We start from the raw sequence: 17,390 nt of genomic DNA, 5'->3' as shown, positions 1-17,390 counted from the left end.
AATGAAAAAAGGTTAAAATGCTATCGGTTCGTTAACACTGCACGCCGAATGCGATCACGCACACGGTTCGCGCCACGGCTCGGGCTGACGGTGATAGGCGATATAAAGCGGGTGTTTTGGCGCGCCCGATTTGGTCAGTCCCAACTGGTGCAAATCGCGCCCGGCGGCGCGCAGCAAGCGTTCCACTGCGGCCCCGCGATCAAGATGCGCGCCGTGGGCACCCCACGCGCAAATGATCCGGTCGCGCTCTTCGCCTGCCCAATCGACACTGTCGCGGATCATCTGATCGTTTTCCGGTCCAACCGGATCGGCCTGCGCGCGCATCACCTTGGGATCGGTGGCCCGCCAGGCAAAGATATTGGTCACCCGAAACGCGCCAAAGCCCAGCGCGCGCGCACGACGCTCGCAGCGTTCAACGGTCGGATCGTTTTGCACCTCGGTAGCGGTCGAGGGGTTAAGCATAACGAACAGCACGCGCGGCTTGGTTGCGTCCCAGACACGGGTCAGTGCGTAGCGATATTTCTCGCAATCGGAATAGACCGCGATTGAGGGCGCATCGCCTTTGATATGTTCACGCGTGATCATTCGCTCTCTTTATCTTTGGTCGCACCTTAAAACTGGGGGCGCGTAAATGTTACGGGCAGGCGCCTCCGGCGGGAGTATTTATTGCCGGATGAAAGCTAAAGATTAAAGACTCGCGACGGGTGCAACTCTCCCGATTTGTAGATGCCAACGGCAAGCGGTTTGCCCTCGAAACTGGCCCAAGCCTCATCGCCCCATTCAATCGCGTCTGCGGCGGGAATGACCATGCCGGGGTTGCCGTTCTTCAGCCGCACCGCCCCCTCGGGCGTGGCTTTGAGCTGGGGCAGATCGTCAAGACCCAGTTCCAGCGGCAACAGTTTCGCGTCGAGTTCCGGCGTTTTGGCGAGTGCGTCGATCTGCTCAAGACTGATCCCGTCGCTGGCCTCAAACGGCCCCGACCATTCGCGGCGCAGCCACTCGACATGGCCCAAACATCCCAAGGCTCGCCCCAGATCCCGCGCGATTGAGCGCACATAGCCACCCTTGCCACAGACCATTTCCAACTCGACATGATCCGCATCAGGGCGCGCGATCATCACAAGGCTTTCGACGTAAAGCGGGCGCGCCGCGAGTTCCATCTCCTCGCCTGCACGCGCGAGGGCGTAGGCGCGCTCGCCATCGACCTTGACGGCCGAAAATTGCGGCGGCACCTGTTCGATATCACCCTCAAAGGCCTGCAGCGCAGCGCGGATTTCATCATCCGATGGGCGCGCCGCTGACGTTGCGATCACATCGCCCTCGGCATCATCGGTTTTGGTCGACGCGCCGAGGCGCACCACGAACCGGTAGCATTTCAGCGCATCGGTGATGAACGGAACAGTCTTGGTGGCCTCGCCCAGCGCCACGGCCAATACGCCCGTCGCCGCCGGGTCCAGCGTACCCGCATGGCCCGCCTTTTTGGCATCCAGCGCCCAGCGCACCTTGTTGACCACAGAGGTAGAGGTAACGCCTGAAGGCTTGTCCACCACCAGCCAACCCGAAATGTCGCGCCCTTTTTTGCGAGCCATGATCGTCCCTTATCTATGCAGCGCGTCTGCTAGCGCAGGGGGGCGGTGGCGTCAATTGGCAGCGGGTTTGGGTGCGATCAGCGCCACGATTGGCCCCATCGGCAGGCCCAGATCCTCGCGGCCCTGCGCGGGCACCGTCAGGCGAGACACTTTGCCATCCAGATACAGCGCATTTTTCGCCCCAAGATCGTCGCGGAAAAACCGCGCGAATTGGTGGAAGGTCACGGGTTGGTCGGAAATCGCGAACCACGCCGTCTGACCATTCGGCGAAACTCCGACGCCATTGCGAATATTGGTCGAGGTGCCATCGGCGAGAAACTTGGGGTGCAGCGCGCCGTCGATCACCAGCATCGGCCCCGATTGCGTCGCATAGCGGCAATTCGGCGGGTCGGCGGCGAAAGTGCGCGATTCCACGACCGACAGCGCCTTGCCAACGCAAAACACCCCGTTGGGCAGCAATCCGAAATTGCCCGGCCCTTCCGAGGTCACGATTTTATGCTCTTCGGTGCCACCTTCGACAAACAGCCCCACCGGCTTGCGATCAGGGTGATACATCCCCGCATTCATCGCAAAAACAATCTGCTTATCGGTAGGCAGGATCGCCGCCAAACGCTCGGGTGTGCCTATCAACTGGCCATCGGAGTCATTGAGGTAAAGACGCAGATCATCCCCCGCATGCGCCTCGCATACGGTATAGGTCAGCCCGTCGAAATCCATGTCAGAACATGGCGCCGCCGCCCGGGCCCAAACCGGCGCTGCCATCAGCACCAGCGCCGCCACACCCGCCTTAATCGCGCGCGTCGTCATCATCGCCTTCATCGCGCGCCGCAATGTCGCGCTGGACCGTTTCATCGGCAAACAGCCGCCGTGTGTCGTCCATCTGGTCATAGGTCTCATCCAGACGAAACCGCAGATCGGGGACGTATTTCGCCGTCATCTCTTTGCCCAGAAGATGGCGCAGCTCACCCTTGTTGCGCACCAGTGCCGCGATCAATTCGCTGCCACCCTGACCGCCCAAGGGCGTGACATAGGCGGTGGCGACCTTGAGATCGGGCGAACACCGCACCTCTCCCACGGTAACCGAAATCCGGTTGAGATCGGGATCATGCACATCGCCACGCAAAAGCAGATCCGACAGAGTGTGCCGGATCAGCTCGCCCATGCGAAGCTGACGGAGTTTCGGCCCGCGAGCCGCTGAGGAACTGTTCTTAGCCATGGCGCTCACATAATGCCTCGGGCCCGCGCGCGCAACGGGGGGCTTTGCATGGGCGCATGCAAGCGGCTAGATAACGCCAAAGCGTGAAGGAGATGATGTCAGATGAGCAACCTGCCGGGTATCGTAGTCACCGGGGCATCCGGACGGATGGGTCAAATGTTGATCCGCCTCATTCAGGACAGCGACAGCGCACGCCTTGTCGGCGCAATCGAACGCGCGGGCCATGACTGGATAGGGCGTGATCTGGGCGAGGCGATGGGCAGCCACGCCAATGGCGTGATCGTCACCGCCGATCCGCTTGAAGCATTTTCCGGTGCGCAAGCCGTGATCGACTTTACTGCACCTGAGGCCACGCTCGCCTTTGCCAAAATTGCAGCGCAAGCCCGCCTCACCCATGTGATCGGCACCACCGGCATGAGCGCGGATCACATCGCAGCCCTCAAACCCTGCGCGCGCCATGCGGTGATTGTACGGGCGGGCAATATGAGCCTCGGGGTCAACCTGCTGACCCAACTCACCAAGAAAGTCGCCGCCGCCCTTGATACCGATTGGGATATCGAGGTGATCGAAGCGCATCACAACAAAAAGGTCGACGCGCCCTCAGGCACTGCGCTGATGCTGGGCGAGGCCGCCGCGCAAGGGCGTGGAATCGACCTTGCCGAGAACCGCGAATCGGGTCGCGACGGGATCACAGGCGCGCGGGCGAAAGGGGCCATCGGCTTCTCGGCCATTCGCGGCGGCGATATCGTAGGGGAACATGATGTGCTGTTCGCGGGTCAAGGCGAGCGCATCATCCTGCGCCATGTTGCCACCGACCGCGCGATCTTTGCACGCGGCGCGCTCAAAGCCGCGCTTTGGGGACAAGACAAGGCTCCGGGCGAATATGACATGCTCGACGTCTTGGGGCTGTAACCGCCCGCATTCTTCCAAGTGTTTGAAATATCCTGCGGGGGTCCGGGGGTGTAAAACCCCCGGCGCTTCCCACATCGCGCATCGCTCAAAAGTCGATCGCGATGCCCTTTTTCTCCCAGTCGCCATAGCGCACAGGCTCTGGCCCGTCGCGCCCGCCCAATTCCGTGGGCAGCGCTTGACCTTGAGCCGCGCGACGGCGCTCTTCGGCCTCGGCCAAGGCACGCACTGCGGCAGATGGCAGATCGCGTTTATCTTGCGAAGAGTCGGGCGATTGTTCGGAGTTCAGGTCGGACATGGGCTTTGTGTTCCTTGTCAGGGGGCGCGCGCATGATATAGGCCGTTGACCCAATCGCAACAAGCTACAAGGCCGCATCCAATGGCACGACCAGATCCCGCGCGTTTCGCCGCCCTCGGCCTGATCATCGGCGTCACCGAGGATCACGAGAGCCTCTCTGACCAGATTGGCCAAGACGCGCTGGACGGGTTGGAGCCGCCCCAGCGCGCTCGCGCCCAGCGTCTTGCCACGACAACGCTGCGCCATCTAGCACGCGCTGACGGGGTGCTAAAGCCGCATCTGCGGCGTAAACCATCGGCCGATATCATGGCGCTTTTGCGGCTGGGCACGGTCGAACTGCTTGAGGAAAATCAGGCCCCGCATGGCGTGGTGGATGCTGCCGTGACACTGGCGAAATCAGCCGGACCAAAGACCAGCAGCTTTTCGGGGCTTGTGAATGCGGTGCTGCGCAAGGTTTCGGTCGAAACCGAGGCTTGGGCAAAACAACCTGCGCCGGAAATGCCCGGCTGGCTGCGCGGCCGCGTGATGGCCGCCTATGGCAAGCGCGCCGCGCAAACCATGGAGGCCGCGCATCTGGCAGGCGCTCCGCTTGATCTAAGCGTCAAATCAGACGCGCCGAAATGGGCCGAAACTTTGGGTGCAGAGTTGCTGCCCACCGGCTCGCTCCGCTTGAATGCACATGGCAAGCTCACCGATCTTCCCGGTTTTGAAACTGGCGATTGGTGGGTGCAAGATGCCGCTGCGGCCCTGCCTGCGAAATTGCTGGCCCCGACACCGGGCGCGCGCGTTCTTGATCTTTGCGCGGCACCGGGGGGCAAAACGCTGCAACTCGCCGCAACAGGAGCGCAGGTCACAGCGCTGGATATTTCGGGGCCGCGTCTACAGCGGCTGGTCGAAAACCTAGACCGCACCGGACTAGAGGCCGAAATCATCGCTGCCGATGCGCTGAACTGGCAGCCCGATGCGCCCTTTGATGCGATTTTGCTGGATGCGCCCTGCTCGGCCACTGGCACGATCCGCCGCCACCCCGACCTGCCTTTCGTCAAGAACAGTGCAACGATCAAACCGCTCTTCGCACTGCAAGCGGACTTGCTGGATCGCGCGCTGGGCTGGCTCAAACCCGGTGGCAGCTTGGTTTACGCGACCTGCTCACTGCTACCGGAAGAAGGCGAGGCGCAAATCAAATCGGCGCTGGAACGCCATCCAGACCTGCGCGTCATCCCGCCCGAGTTGCCCGGCATCGAGCCAGACTGGATCACCCCCGAGGGCGGATTGCGCCTGCGCCCCGATTTTTGGGCAGATCGTGGCGGCATGGACGGCTTTTACATGGCGCGACTGCAACGCTTGGCGTGATCTGTGCGTCAGACCGGTGACAGCGGGGCGAAGCCTCGATAACGTAGCGCTTATCCCCGGCAGAAGGGCTTTAGAGCGGCAGGTATGAGCAAAGACAGCTCCCAATCATCGGCAAAACTCGCCACGGCGTTGAACCGTCTCGCTGCAGCGCGGGCCGGGCGGGCACGGCCTGCGACCGGTTTTGTCAGCCAGCCCGAGCCGCGCACGATAGGGTCGTTCGCACGCGGACGTCAGCTTATTCAGGGAAATTTCCTGTTTTCCGGCTTTTTGGTCGAAGGACCGGGCGTGAGTATCTGGGATCTGCCGATGCCCGATCCAAGCTTTGAAGAGGCGCTTCAGGGCTTTTCGTGGCTGGATGATCTGGCCGCTGTCGGCGACCGCGAGGCGCGGCTGCGCGCGCAGGATTGGGTCTTTGGTTGGATCACCCGATTTGGCAGGGGCAAAGGGCTGGGCTGGACACCCGATCTGACGGGCTGCCGGCTGATCCGCTGGATCAACCACGCGATCTTGATCCTGAACGGGCGCTCAAGCGCTGATTCGGACCTGTTTTTTCGCGCGCTCGGCCAACAAACGATTTTCCTGTCGAGCCGCTGGAAATCCACCGCCCCCGGCTTGCCCCGATTTGAGGCGCTGACCGGGTTGATCTATGCCGGACTTGCGCTGACTGGGATGGAGCATTACGCCGATCCCGCGATCAAGGCGCTCACGCGCGAATGTGCAACCCGGATTGACGCAGATGGCGCGATTGCCACGCGCAACCCGCAAGACCTGCTGGAAGTTCTGACGCTGCTCAACTGGGCCTGCGAGGCGCTTGAGGCGGCCGGTCGCACGCCCCCCGGCGAAATTCTGGATGCTATCTCGCGGATCGCCCCGACCTTGCGTGCGCTGCGTCATTCCGATGGCGGGTTGGCGCGGTTTCATGGCGGCGGGCGCGGGCTGGAAGGGCGGCTGGATGCGGCGCTGTCGGCCACTGGCGTGCGGGGGGTGCGGCGTGAACCGATGGCGATGGGCTTTTCGCGCATGCAAGGCGGGCGCAGCTCGCTGATCATCGACACGGCGCCCCCGCCGCAAGGGCTGGCCTCGGCCAATGGACACGCCTCGACACTAGCGTTTGAACTGACCTCGGGGCGCCGTCCGCTGATCGTCAATTGCGGCTCGGGTGCGCATTTTGGGCGCGATTGGGCGCGGGCCGGGCGTGCGACTGCCAGCCATTCCACCCTGTCAATCTATGGCTATTCCTCGTCGCGTCTCGGCCCCGAACGGTTGTTTGGTCGCGCGCCGCGCGCCTTCCTTGATAAAGTGCCCCAGAATGTCTGGGCACGTCACGATGACAGTTCGGATAACGGAATGCTGTACGGCCATGACGGCTATGTTGAGACCCACGGCATGACCCATATCCGCGAGTTGAACCTTAGTACCGATGGTCGCGAATTGACCGGGCGCGACACGCTTGGCGCGATGACGCCCGCCGACATCACCCGCTTTGACCAGATTTTCGAACGCGAAGGGCTGCGCGGCATCCCTTTCGATATTCGCTTTCATTTGCATCCCGACTGCGACGCCACGCTGGATATGGGCGGGCATGCGGTATCGGTCGCGCTGCGCTCGGGCGAGATCTGGGTGTTTCGCCATGACGGGGTGGGGGAATTGACGCTGGAACCCTCGGTCTATCTGGAAAAAGGGCGTATTCGGCCCCGTCCGGCCCTGCAGATCGTGCTTTCTGCCCGAGTTCTGGACCGCGCCTGCCAGATCGACTGGACCTTTTCGCAAGCACGCGATAACCCCACGGCGATCGACGCGCCCTGACCTTGGGGCAATTCCAAGGCCGGCCTCGGGCGCTTTCCTGACCACCGCCAAGCGAGGATGCTGCCCGTGACCCGCCCGATCCCCCTGACCCGTGCCCTGATTTCCGTTTCCGACAAAACTGGCTTACTTGATTTCGCCAAAGCGCTTGCGGCGCGCGGCGTTGAATTACTGTCCACTGGCGGCACCGCCAAGACCCTGCGCGAGGCGGGCCTAAGCGTGCGCGATGTGGCCGAAGTGACCGGCTTTCCCGAAATGATGGATGGTCGCGTGAAAACGCTGCATCCGAAGGTGCATGGCGGTTTGCTGGCGCTGCGTGACAACGAAGAACATCTCGCCGCAATGAAAGCGCATCAGATCGAGGCGATCGACCTGCTGGTCGTCAATCTTTACCCGTTTGAGGAAACCGTGGCCAAGGGGGGCGATTACGCCGCGTGTATCGAGAATATCGACATCGGCGGCCCTGCGATGATCCGCGCGGCGGCCAAGAACCACGCCTTTGTGACGACCGTAGTGGATGTTGACGATTACGCGACGGTTCTGGCCGAGATGGACAAGAATGACGGCGCGATCGGCTATCCGTTCCGTCAGAAGCTGGCGCAGATTGCCTATGCGCGCACCGCTGCTTATGACGCGGCTGTCTCAACGTGGATGGCCCGCGCGATTGGCGAGGACATGCCGCGTCGGCGTGCCTTTGCGGGCACCTTGGCGCAGACCCTGCGTTATGGCGAGAACCCGCACCAAACGGCTGCGTTTTACCTTGATGGCACCGACCGCCCCGGCGTGGCCACGGCCGAGCAATTGCAGGGCAAAGAGCTGTCTTACAACAATATCAACGACACTGACGCCGCTTTTGAGCTGGTCGCGGAATTCGGCACCGACAAGCCGACCGTAGCAATCATCAAACACTCCAATCCCTGCGGCGTGGCAACCGGCGACACCGTGATCGAAGCCTATAAGCGCGCTTTTGATTGCGACCGCACCTCGGCCTTTGGGGGCATCATCGCGCTGAACAAACCGCTTGATGCAGCGACCGCCGAAGAAATCACCAAGATCTTCTCGGAGGTCATCATCGCGCCTTCGGTCGAGGACGCCGCGAAAGAGGTGATCGCAAAGAAAAAGAACGTGCGTTTGCTGGAAACCGGCGGTTTGCCCGACCCGATGGCGGAGATCACGACCTATCGTCAGGTCGCGGGCGGCTTCTTGGTACAAGGCAAAGACAATGGTGCGATCACGCTGGACGATCTGAAAGTCGTGACCGAACGCCAGCCCACGCAAGACGAACTCAAAGACCTGCTATTCGCTTGGAAAGTCGCCAAACACGTCAAATCCAACGCAATCATCTACGTTAAAGACGGCGCGACGGTTGGCGTGGGCGCGGGCCAGATGAGCCGCGTTGATTCGACCCGCATTGCCGCGCGCAAAGCGCAAGACATGATGGAGGCCTGTGGTTTCGATCAAACGCCGACCAAAGGCTCCGTTGTGGCGTCAGATGCATTCTTCCCCTTCGCGGATGGCCTAATCACGGCAGCCGAAGCAGGCGCGACGGCAATCATCCAACCGGGTGGCTCGATGCGCGACCAAGAGGTGATCGACGCGGCCAACGAGCGCGGTCTTGCAATGGTCTTCACCGGAATGCGTCATTTCCGCCATTGAATTGTCGGGTTCTGCGCCTAGCTCAGCCATCGAGCGGGGCAGAGCCCTCGATACCAAGCGAAAGCAAAAACCCGATGCAATTGGCAGGCAAAACCGCGGCGAGCGTGCTGGTCCTTGATCAGCTCTCGAAATTCATCGTGGTGCACCAGCTGCAGTTGGATCGCCTTGGCGCGATTGACGTGCTTCCGCCGTGGCTCAATTTCCGCATGGCGTGGAATCGGGGCGTTAATTTCGGGCTGTTTTCCGGCGAAGGCGATATCAGTCGCTGGATTTTGATCGTCGTGGCATTGGTTATTTCAGCTTGGGTCTGGTTCTGGATCGCGCGCGAGCCTCATTCCAGACGCGTCCATCTGTCGGCTGGTCTGCTGATCGGCGGGGCGCTGGGCAACGTGGTTGATCGCATTGCTTATGGCGCGGTAGCCGATTTCATCAACACCTCGCTGCCCGGCTGGAACAATCCGTTTTCGTTCAACATTGCGGATGTCGCCATTTTTCTAGGCGCGCTTGGGCTGGTGGCCTTTACAGGCAAAGAGAAACATCCGACGAAGGACTAAGCGTTTTTCGCAGGTGACGGCGCTGCAATGTTGCGCTAAGACGGAAACGCAAACGGCAACGGGAGTGGTTCATGCAGGTTCGATTCAGCACGCTCGGCATCGCGATGGCAGCGGTCCTGACGCTTGCGGCCTGCGGCAACGACCGCGCGCCGACCCTAATGAATCTGCGCTCGTCGCATCAAGGGCCGGATGAATTTGGCGTTTTGCCGAACAAACCGCTGCAAATGCCCGAAAATCTTAGCCAGCTTCCGACCCCGACGCCGGGGGGCAAGAACCTGACCGATCCGACTCCGGAGGCCGATGCGGTCGCCGCCCTTGGTGGCAACGCCCGTCGGTTGGATATGACGGGCACAGTTCCCAACTCTGATCGCGCGCTGGTTTCGGCGGTCTCACGCTATGGCGCGCAAGCGGGCATTCGCAAGACGCTGGCCAGCGAAGATTTGCAGTATCGCAAGAAGCATGACGGGCGTTTGCTAGAGCGGCTGTTCAGTATTTCGGTCTATTACAAAGCCTATAAACCGATGGAACTGAACCAGACGGCAGAGCTTGAGCGCTGGCGTCGTGCCGGGGCACAAACCCCCGCAGCACCGCCCTCGGGCGAGGCGCAGAAAAGCCACCAGTAAACTTGTGACGAAGATCGGTGATCACGTCACCGTCAGCCCCTTTCATCAGCGCGCATGTATGCTTATCTTGCCACCAACTGTATTTGGTAAGGAGTTGGGCATTGCGCGCATTACTGGTCGCCCTGCTGATATTGGCAGGACTGAGCCCGGCAATCGCCGGAAATGTCTCAACATTTGAGTTACAAAATGGTCTTAAGGCCGTTGTGATCGAAGATCACCGTGCGCCAGTCGTCGTGCATATGGTCTGGTACAAGGTCGGCGCGGCTGATGAGCGGCGCGGTAAATCGGGCATCGCTCATTACCTTGAACACCTGATGTTCAAGGGCACCGACACGATGGCGCCGGGTGAGTTGTCAAGAACCGTGGCGGCAAATGGTGGTTCGGACAATGCGTTCACCAGCTACGATTACACCGCCTATTTCCAACGGATCGCCGCTGATCGCCTGCCTTTGGTGATGAAGATGGAAGCCGACCGGATGCGCAACTTGCGGATCTCGCCCGATGACGCGAAAACCGAACTGCAGGTGATTCTCGAAGAACGCTCGCAGCGCACCGATTCCAACGCCAACGCGCTGTTTTCCGAACAGCAGCGCGCCGCGCAGTTTCTCAACTCGCCCTATGGCACGCCGGTGATCGGCTGGCGCAAAGAGATGGAAGGCCTGACGCGTCAGGACGCGCTGGACTGGTATCACGAATTCTACGCCCCCAATAACGCGATCCTCGTGGTTGCGGGTGACGTAACGCCTGACGAGGTCAAAACACTGGCCGAGAAATATTACGGCCCGCTCAAACCCACCGAAGGGTTGAAACCGCGCGCCCGACCGCAAGAGCCCCCGCAACGCGCGGCGCGTCAGGTCACCTTCAAGGATGACCAGATCGCGCAACCCTATTTTATGCGCTCGTATCTGGCCCCCGAACGCAACCCCGGCGATCAGAAAACGGCCGCTGCGCTGACGGTTTTGTCCGAGATTTTGGGCGGCAATCAGGCGACCTCGGTTCTGGGGCGCAAACTGATTTATGGCGACGGCACCGCGATCTATGCGTCAAGCTATTACGACGGGATGTCGATTGACCCGACGACGTTTAATATTTCAGTCATGCCCGCCAAAGACGTCACTCTGCCCGAGGCGGAAAAGGCGCTGGACAACGCGCTGGCGCAATTCTTGAAAGACGGGATCGACCCTGATCAATTCGCCCGCATCAAAACGCAGGTCAAAGCCTCCGAGATTTACACGCGCGATAATACGCAAGGCCTGGCGCGCCGTTATGGCGAGGCGCTGGCCTCGGGCTTTAGCGTGCAGGATGTGGAAAACTGGCCCGATGTGCTGACCTCGGTCACTGAGGCCGATGTAATGGCCGCCGCGAAAGACCTGTTTCAAGCGCGCGAGTCGGTGACTGGCTACGCCGAGCCCGTCAGCGCGGCCCCGACGCAAGCTTCGGCCCCGATTGCGCCGCCCGTCACGCAGGAGGTCACGCAATGATCCGCGCCGTCTTCACGCTTCCCGCACGGCTGGCGCTGGCGGGCCTGTTCGCCCTGATCCTCGCGCTGCCCGCGCGCGCGATTGAGATCCAGCAGGTCACCTCGCCCGGCGGTATCGAGGCTTGGCTGGTAGAGAACCACGACATTCCGTTCACCGCGCTCGACATCGCCTTTAAGGGCGGCGCCAGTCTGGACGCCCCCGGCAAACGCGGCGCGATCAATCTGATGACCGCCACGCTTGAGGAAGGCGCGGGCCAGATGGACAGCCAGCAATTTGCCGAGGCGCAAGAAGCCTTGGCCGCCCAGTTCGGTTTTGATGTGGGCGACGATTCGCTGGATATCTCGGCGCGGATGTTGACCGAGAACCGCGATAAATCCGTTGATTTGCTGCGCTCGGCCCTGATCAATCCGCGCTTTGAGCAGACCGCCATCGACCGTGTGCGCGCGCAGGTTTTGGCGATTATTGCCTCTGACGCGACGGACCCGAACGCTATCGCTGCGAAAACGATGCGCAAGCTTGCCTTTGGCGATCACCCTTATGGCAGCTCGCTCAACGGCACCATGGATAGCGTCAAGGCGCTGAAGCAAGAAGACCTGTTTGACGCCAAGGCGCGCGTGATGAGCCGCGATCACATGGTGGTCTCGGTTGTAGGTGACATTACGCCCGCCGAATTGGGCCCGATGCTTGACCACCTGCTGGGTGATCTGCCCGCCAAAGGGGCCCCAATGCCCGCCGCGATCACGCCCGATCTGACTGGCGGCGTCACCACGGTCGATTTCGACAGCCCGCAATCGGTGGTGATGTTCGCCCAAAAGGGCATCGCTATGACCGACCCTGATTTCTTTGCCGCCTATGTTCTCAACCAAATCATCGGCGCGGGCGGATTTTCCTCGCGGCTGATGGATGAGGTGCGCGAAAAGCGAGGACTGACCTATGGCATCGCGTCGTATCTGGTCGACAAGGATCTAGCCAAGACGTGGCAGGGCAGCTTTGCCTCGGCCAATGAAAAGGTCGCGCAGGCGATTTCCGTCGTCAAAGAGCAATGGGCCAAGGCCGCGACCGGCAAGGTCACCGACAAAGAACTCGAAGACGCCAAAACCTATCTGACCGGCGCCTATCCGCTACGCTTTGACGGCAATGGCACGATTGCGGGGATCATGACGGGGATGCAGCTCAACGGGATGCCGGTCAGCTATATCGACACGCGCAACGACAAGGTGAATGCGGTGACCAAGGCCGATATCACCCGCGTCGCCAAGCGTATCCTTGACCCATCGGCGCTGCGTTTTGTCGTGGTCGGGCGTCCCAGCGGGCTGAACTGAATTCGCTGGGGATAAGGCGCGCGAATCTGTTGGGTTGGGCCGCGCGCTATGCTATCTCTGGTGGCATGAACCAGCACAACCGCAATATAGGCGCGGATGAGCGCCCCGTCATTCGCCAGCTCGACGATGCTGCCGCCAACCGCATCGCGGCGGGCGAGGTGGTCGAACGCCCGGCCAGCGCCGTCAAGGAACTGGTCGAGAACGCGCTGGATGCCGGAGCCTCGCGCATCGACGTCACCTATTGCGATGGCGGCAAGACGCTGATCCGCGTGTGCGACGATGGCTGTGGGATGACGGGCGATGATCTACCGCTTGCGCTGTCGCGTCACGCGACATCGAAAATCGACGGCTCGGATCTGCTGAATATCCACACGTTCGGTTTTCGCGGCGAGGCGCTGCCCTCACTTGGCGCAGTTGGGCGGCTGACGATCACGTCCCGCCCGCAAGGCTTTGACGCGGCGCAAATCACGGTCGCGGGCGGTGCCATCGGCCCGGTGAAACCCGCCGCGCTGAATCAAGGCACCGTGGTCGAACTGCGCGATCTGTTCTACGCCACGCCTGCGCGGCTCAAATTCATGCGCAGCGATCGCGCCGAGGCGCAGGCGATCTCGGATGTGATGAAGCGTCTCGCGATGGCCGAACCCTATGTCAGCTTTACCCTCACCGATATTTCGGGCGACAAATCGCGCGAGATCTTCCGCGTCGATGGTGAGCAGGGAGAGCTGTTCGATGCCCTCGCCGCCCGGCTGTCGCGGGTGATCGGACGGGCATTTTCGGACAATTCCGTGCGTATCGATGCCGAACGCGAAGGCGTGCAGTTAACTGGCTATGCGGCGCTGCCGACCTATTCGCGCGGCGCGGCAGTGGAACAGTTCCTGTTCGTCAATGGCCGCCCGGTGCGCGACAAGCAACTGACCGGGGCGCTGCGTGCCGCCTATATGGATTTCCTGTCGCGTGACCGTCACCCGGCAGCCTGCCTGTTCCTGACCTGTGACGCCGAACGGGTTGATGTGAACGTGCACCCCGCTAAGGCCGAGGTGCGCTTTCGCGAGGCGGGCACGGTGCGCGGGCTGATCGTGACGGGTCTGCGCCACGCGCTTGCACAGGCGGGACACCGGGCGTCTTCAACCGTGGCCGATGCGACCCTTGGTGCGATGCGCCCTGAACCCGCCGCAGGGCAGCCGCCGCGCATTTATCAGATGGATCGGCCCAGCCTTGGTGCGACGCGCGCCTCGTATGACTGGCAAGCCCCAGCATTCGAGGAAAGCGCCCCCGGCTTTGACTACGCGCCCTCCGCGCGTGCCGAACTAGCCCCAGCGCCCGATGCCCCCGAACTGGTGGCAAAACCGCTGGGTGCCGCGCGTGCGCAGGTGCATGAAAACTACATCATCGCGCAAACCGAAACCGGGATCGTGATTGTCGATCAGCACGCCGCGCATGAGCGGCTGGTCTATGAAAAGCTCAAGCGGCAGATGGCCGAAAACGGTGTGCCCGCTCAGGCGCTGCTGATCCCCGAAATCGTCGAACTGTCCGCCGGGGATGCGGCGCTGTTGCTGGAACATGCCGAGGCGCTTGGCCAACTTGGCCTTAGCATCGACCCGTTCGGCGGTTCTGCCGTTGCGGTGCGCGAAACTCCCGCCGTTCTAGGGGAAATCAACGCCGAGGCGCTGCTGCGCGATGTGCTGGATGAGCTATCCGATCTGGGCGACAGCCAGTTGGTGCAGGCGCGGATTGAAGCCGTGCTGTCGCGCATGGCCTGTCACGGCTCGATCCGCTCCGGTCGTCAGATGCGCGCTGACGAAATGAACGCGCTGTTGCGCCAGATGGAGGCGACACCCCATTCCGGCCAGTGCAACCACGGTCGCCCCACCTATGTGGAGCTGAACCTAAGCGACATCGAAAGACTGTTTGGCCGCACATGATCCAGATCGGAAATATCACTTTGGACCTGAACGATCCGCTGGTTCAGGGGCTGCTTGGAGCGTGCGCGCTGGTCTTGGTGCTGGCGTTTCTCTGGCTTTCCGCGCGCCGCAATCTTGCCGAAGCGCGGGCAGACTTGACCGATGCCATGCCCTATCGCGATGAGGCGCAAAACCTGCGTGAGGCGCTGGCCGCGTCCGAGGCGGCCGCCGAACGCCTGCATGAGGTGGAAACCGAGCTTAACCGCACGCGGGATCAGCTAAATGCCGAATACCGTGCTCGCATCGCCAAATCCGAAGCCTATGACAGCCTGCAACGGGAACATCAGGCGCGGCTTGATGAATTGCGCGGCATGAAAAAGGAAATCGAGGATCGGTTTTCATCGGTCGCCTCGGGGGTTTTGCAAAAGAACTCCGAGACCTTCCTCAGCTTGGTCAGCGAGCGCTTCAAAGCCCATGAAAAGACCGCGCAAGATGAATTGGACCGCCGCCGCGAGGCAATCGAGCATCTGGTTAAACCGCTCAATCTGCGTCTCAACGAGTTTGGCGAGCAGATCCAGTCCATCGAGAAAGCCCGCAACGAGGCATATGGCGCGATCCATCAACAGGTGCGCGCGCTGGCCGAGGGGCAATCCTCACTTGGTCAGGAAACCCGCAAGCTGGTGCAGGCGCTTCGCGCGCCCAAAACGCGCGGGCGCTGGGGGGAGATGCAGTTGCGTCAGGTCTTTGAGATGGCCGGCATGACCGAGAATGTCGATTTCCATCTTGAACATCACATGAATACCGACGAGGGCGCGCGCCGCCCCGATGCGATCGTGCATATCCCCGGCGGCAAAAGTATCGTGGTGGACGCGAAAACTCCGCTTGAGGCCTATCTCGACGCGCTGGAAGCCGCGACGCCCGAGTTGCAAAACGCAGCACTCAACCGTCACGCGCAACAGGTGCGCCAGCATGTCAAAATGCTCGCCTCGAAAGCCTATCAACAGCAGATTGCGGAAACCCCCGATTTCGTGGTGATGTTCATTCCCGGCGAAACCTTTGTCGCCGCCGCTGCCGAGGCTGATCCCGGCCTGATAGAATATGCATTTCAGAACAAAGTGTTGATTGCCAGCCCGACAACGCTGATGGCGCTGGTTAAGGCGATTGCCTATGGCTGGCAGCAAGAGAAAATGGCGAAAAACGCGGTCGAGGTACAAAAGACTGCGCAGGATCTGTATGAGCGCATAAAGACCTTTGGCGGCCATATCGACGCTGTGGGCAAGGCGCTGACCCGTTCAGTGGATAGCTACAACAAGGCTGTGGGGTCGCTTGAAAGCCGCGTGCTGCCCTCGGCACGCAAATTCGAGGCGATGGGCGTGGTCGCCGACGAGGGCCAGTTGGAAACGCCCGCGCTGGTCGATGGCCAGCCCCGCCCCCTTTCGGCCCCGGCTTTTACGCAAGAAGAATAAGCTTTGCCGCTTGCGAAAACCGTGCGTCGGGGTGAAAATGCCCCAAATCGGAGGGACCATGCTTAACATCAGCCCGGCCAAAATTGCGACTGTCATCATGCGCGCGCGCAAATACGACGCCGACGTGCCCGGATCTGGCCATGCCCGCGAATTGCGGGGTTTCATCTCGGCGATGAACGAGGACGAACAAGCCTCGCTTACGGCCGTAATGTGGATCGGACGCGAGACCTTTGACGCATCGGAACTGCAAGAGGCCATCAACACCGCCCGCGCCGAGGCCACTGTCCCCACCGAGGATTATCTTTTGGGCGTCCCCATGCTGGCGGATTATCTGGAAGACGGTCTCAGCGCCCTAGGCATCAGCCTTGAAGAGGCCCAAGAAGAAATTGACCCCTCTGTCTAACCCCCACGACGAGAAATGCGGCCCCCTGAGGGACCGCTGAGGTTGCTCGTCACACTGGGAGTCACTGACAAAGAATGCTTTAAGCGACGAGGCGATAGCCACCTGATTCCGTGACCAACAGGCGCGCATTTGAGGGATCGGGCTCGATCTTCTGGCGCAGACGGTAGATATGGGTTTCCAGCGTGTGGGTCGTGACCCCCGCGTTGTAACCCCAGACCTCATGCAGCAGCACATCGCGCGGCACGACGCCATCGGTGGCGCGATAGAGGAACTTGAGGATATTGGTTTCTTTCTCGGTCAGACGGACCTTTTTATCCTTCTCATCCACCAGCATCTTCATCGCCGGTTTGAACGTATACGGGCCAAGCTGGAAGACGGCATCCTCCGATTGTTCATGCGTGCGTAGCTGAGCGCGCAACCGCGCTAGAAGCACCGGGAATTTGAACGGTTTTGTGATGTAATCATTGGCCCCGGAATCGAGCCCGAGGATGGTGTCAGCGTCGGTGTCGTGCCCCGTCAGCATGATGATCGGGCATTTCACGCCATGCTTGCGCAGTTTCTTGCACAGCTCGCGACCGTCTGTATCGGGCAGGCCTACATCCAGCACGACGAGGTCATAAAGCGCCGCTTTCGCCTTATCGACGGCATCATGGCCATTCTCGGCCTCAAAAACCTCAAAGTCATCGGTTGCGACCAGTTGTTCGGACAAAGCCTCCCGCAGGTCAGTATCATCATCCACCAATAGAATTTTCTTCAACGATGCCATCTTCTTTGCCTCCGATTGCATTTAAAGCATAGCTGTTACCCTCTCACGCA

The 17,390-nt window shown here is 61.1% G+C and carries 17 protein-coding genes; 11 read left to right on the top strand and 6 right to left on the bottom strand.

Going from position 1 to position 17,390, the window contains the following annotated elements; genetic code table 11:
• Positions 1–54: 54 nt before the first annotated feature.
• The 4 genes from ACN0SD_RS02300 to rbfA all read right to left on the bottom strand — a co-directional run bounded on the left by ACN0SD_RS02300 (position 55) and on the right by rbfA (position 2,805).
• Positions 55–585, bottom strand: coding sequence for a DUF1643 domain-containing protein (locus ACN0SD_RS02300; RefSeq protein WP_417806592.1), 531 nt, complete (start codon positions 583–585; stop codon positions 55–57).
• A 95-nt stretch (positions 586–680) separates the two neighbouring features.
• Positions 681–1,589 (bottom strand): tRNA pseudouridine(55) synthase TruB, encoded by a 909-nt coding sequence (truB, locus tag ACN0SD_RS02295; protein ID WP_417806591.1) that lies wholly within the window; start codon positions 1,587–1,589, stop codon positions 681–683.
• A 51-nt stretch (positions 1,590–1,640) separates the two neighbouring features.
• Positions 1,641–2,441, bottom strand: a complete 801-nt coding sequence (locus ACN0SD_RS02290; protein ID WP_417806590.1) for a phosphodiester glycosidase family protein — start codon at positions 2,439–2,441, stop codon at positions 1,641–1,643.
• Positions 2,377–2,805 carry a 30S ribosome-binding factor RbfA gene (rbfA, locus tag ACN0SD_RS02285; protein ID WP_417806589.1) on the bottom strand — a complete coding sequence of 143 codons (429 nt, stop codon included), beginning with the start codon at positions 2,803–2,805 and terminating at the stop codon, positions 2,377–2,379. The genes ACN0SD_RS02290 and rbfA overlap by 65 nt, the downstream gene beginning before the upstream one ends.
• 102 nt (positions 2,806–2,907) lie before the next feature.
• Between rbfA and dapB the strand changes: the two genes are divergently transcribed.
• The gene (gene dapB, locus ACN0SD_RS02280; protein WP_417806588.1) at positions 2,908–3,717 is read left to right on the top strand and encodes a 4-hydroxy-tetrahydrodipicolinate reductase; all 810 of its coding nucleotides are present in this window, start codon (positions 2,908–2,910) and stop codon (positions 3,715–3,717) included.
• 85 nt (positions 3,718–3,802) lie between these two features.
• Here the strand turns inward: dapB and ACN0SD_RS02275 are convergent, their stop codons facing one another.
• Positions 3,803–4,012 carry a DUF1674 domain-containing protein gene (locus ACN0SD_RS02275; protein ID WP_417806587.1) on the bottom strand — a complete coding sequence of 70 codons (210 nt, stop codon included), beginning with the start codon at positions 4,010–4,012 and terminating at the stop codon, positions 3,803–3,805.
• Between the two features lie 81 nt (positions 4,013–4,093).
• On the opposite strand from ACN0SD_RS02275, the gene ACN0SD_RS02270 reads away from it, so the two are divergent.
• From ACN0SD_RS02270 to ACN0SD_RS02225, 10 genes are all read left to right on the top strand, one after another.
• Positions 4,094–5,365, top strand: coding sequence for an RsmB/NOP family class I SAM-dependent RNA methyltransferase (locus tag ACN0SD_RS02270; protein WP_417806586.1), 1,272 nt, complete (start codon positions 4,094–4,096; stop codon positions 5,363–5,365).
• A gap of 84 nt (positions 5,366–5,449) precedes the next feature.
• Entirely contained in the window at positions 5,450–7,171 is a 1,722-nt protein-coding gene (locus ACN0SD_RS02265; RefSeq protein ID WP_417806585.1) for a heparinase II/III family protein, read from the top strand.
• A 66-nt stretch (positions 7,172–7,237) separates the two neighbouring features.
• Positions 7,238–8,824, top strand: a complete 1,587-nt coding sequence (gene purH / locus ACN0SD_RS02260) for a bifunctional phosphoribosylaminoimidazolecarboxamide formyltransferase/IMP cyclohydrolase (protein WP_417806584.1) — start codon at positions 7,238–7,240, stop codon at positions 8,822–8,824.
• Between the two features lie 74 nt (positions 8,825–8,898).
• A complete protein-coding gene (lspA, locus tag ACN0SD_RS02255; protein WP_417806583.1) occupies positions 8,899–9,378 on the top strand; it encodes a signal peptidase II in 480 nt (159 codons plus the stop codon).
• Positions 9,379–9,449: 71 nt separating this feature from the next.
• A complete protein-coding gene (locus ACN0SD_RS02250; protein ID WP_417806582.1) occupies positions 9,450–10,001 on the top strand; it encodes a DUF3035 domain-containing protein in 552 nt (183 codons plus the stop codon).
• A 101-nt stretch (positions 10,002–10,102) separates the two neighbouring features.
• Positions 10,103–11,482 carry a M16 family metallopeptidase gene (locus ACN0SD_RS02245; protein ID WP_417806581.1) on the top strand — a complete coding sequence of 460 codons (1,380 nt, stop codon included), beginning with the start codon at positions 10,103–10,105 and terminating at the stop codon, positions 11,480–11,482.
• The gene (locus tag ACN0SD_RS02240) at positions 11,479–12,804 is read left to right on the top strand and encodes a M16 family metallopeptidase (RefSeq protein WP_417806580.1); all 1,326 of its coding nucleotides are present in this window, start codon (positions 11,479–11,481) and stop codon (positions 12,802–12,804) included. Before ACN0SD_RS02245 ends, ACN0SD_RS02240 begins: the two co-directional genes overlap by 4 nt.
• 65 nt (positions 12,805–12,869) lie before the next feature.
• Positions 12,870–14,726 (top strand): DNA mismatch repair endonuclease MutL, encoded by a 1,857-nt coding sequence (gene mutL, locus ACN0SD_RS02235; protein ID WP_417806579.1) that lies wholly within the window; start codon positions 12,870–12,872, stop codon positions 14,724–14,726.
• On the top strand, positions 14,723–16,171 hold the full coding sequence (gene rmuC, locus ACN0SD_RS02230; protein WP_417806578.1) for a DNA recombination protein RmuC: 1,449 nt from the start codon (positions 14,723–14,725) through the stop codon (positions 16,169–16,171). Before mutL ends, rmuC begins: the two co-directional genes overlap by 4 nt.
• A 58-nt stretch (positions 16,172–16,229) precedes the next feature.
• The gene (locus ACN0SD_RS02225) at positions 16,230–16,574 is read left to right on the top strand and encodes a DUF3775 domain-containing protein (RefSeq protein ID WP_417806577.1); all 345 of its coding nucleotides are present in this window, start codon (positions 16,230–16,232) and stop codon (positions 16,572–16,574) included.
• 79 nt (positions 16,575–16,653) lie between these two features.
• Here ACN0SD_RS02225 and ACN0SD_RS02220 read toward each other — a convergent pair whose 3' ends face one another.
• A complete protein-coding gene (locus ACN0SD_RS02220) occupies positions 16,654–17,340 on the bottom strand; it encodes a response regulator transcription factor (protein ID WP_417806576.1) in 687 nt (228 codons plus the stop codon).
• Positions 17,341–17,390 lie beyond the last annotated feature (50 nt).

It is taken from the genome of Thioclava sp. (assembly GCF_048263065.1).
Lineage (GTDB): Bacteria > Pseudomonadota > Alphaproteobacteria > Rhodobacterales > Rhodobacteraceae > Thioclava.
This window is presented reverse-complemented; position numbering and strand designations above follow the sequence as displayed.

What these genes read in the sequence shown, in the direction of transcription:
- ACN0SD_RS02300 (WP_417806592.1), bottom strand. Translation starts at nt 585, where the DNA reads ATGATCACGCGTGAACATATCAAAGGCGATGCGCCCTCAATCGCGGTC.
- ACN0SD_RS02225 (WP_417806577.1), top strand. Translation starts at nt 16,230, where the DNA reads ATGCTTAACATCAGCCCGGCCAAAATTGCGACTGTCATCATGCGCGCG.
- ACN0SD_RS02240 (WP_417806580.1), top strand. Translation starts at nt 11,479, where the DNA reads ATGATCCGCGCCGTCTTCACGCTTCCCGCACGGCTGGCGCTGGCGGGC.
- ACN0SD_RS02290 (WP_417806590.1), bottom strand. Translation starts at nt 2,441, where the DNA reads ATGAAACGGTCCAGCGCGACATTGCGGCGCGCGATGAAGGCGATGATG.
- ACN0SD_RS02275 (WP_417806587.1), bottom strand. Translation starts at nt 4,012, where the DNA reads ATGTCCGACCTGAACTCCGAACAATCGCCCGACTCTTCGCAAGATAAA.
- mutL (WP_417806579.1), top strand. Translation starts at nt 12,870, where the DNA reads ATGAACCAGCACAACCGCAATATAGGCGCGGATGAGCGCCCCGTCATT.
- ACN0SD_RS02250 (WP_417806582.1), top strand. Translation starts at nt 9,450, where the DNA reads ATGCAGGTTCGATTCAGCACGCTCGGCATCGCGATGGCAGCGGTCCTG.
- rmuC (WP_417806578.1), top strand. Translation starts at nt 14,723, where the DNA reads ATGATCCAGATCGGAAATATCACTTTGGACCTGAACGATCCGCTGGTT.
- dapB (WP_417806588.1), top strand. Translation starts at nt 2,908, where the DNA reads ATGAGCAACCTGCCGGGTATCGTAGTCACCGGGGCATCCGGACGGATG.
- ACN0SD_RS02265 (WP_417806585.1), top strand. Translation starts at nt 5,450, where the DNA reads ATGAGCAAAGACAGCTCCCAATCATCGGCAAAACTCGCCACGGCGTTG.
- lspA (WP_417806583.1), top strand. Translation starts at nt 8,899, where the DNA reads ATGCAATTGGCAGGCAAAACCGCGGCGAGCGTGCTGGTCCTTGATCAG.
- ACN0SD_RS02270 (WP_417806586.1), top strand. Translation starts at nt 4,094, where the DNA reads ATGGCACGACCAGATCCCGCGCGTTTCGCCGCCCTCGGCCTGATCATC.
- truB (WP_417806591.1), bottom strand. Translation starts at nt 1,589, where the DNA reads ATGGCTCGCAAAAAAGGGCGCGACATTTCGGGTTGGCTGGTGGTGGAC.
- ACN0SD_RS02220 (WP_417806576.1), bottom strand. Translation starts at nt 17,340, where the DNA reads ATGGCATCGTTGAAGAAAATTCTATTGGTGGATGATGATACTGACCTG.
- rbfA (WP_417806589.1), bottom strand. Translation starts at nt 2,805, where the DNA reads ATGGCTAAGAACAGTTCCTCAGCGGCTCGCGGGCCGAAACTCCGTCAG.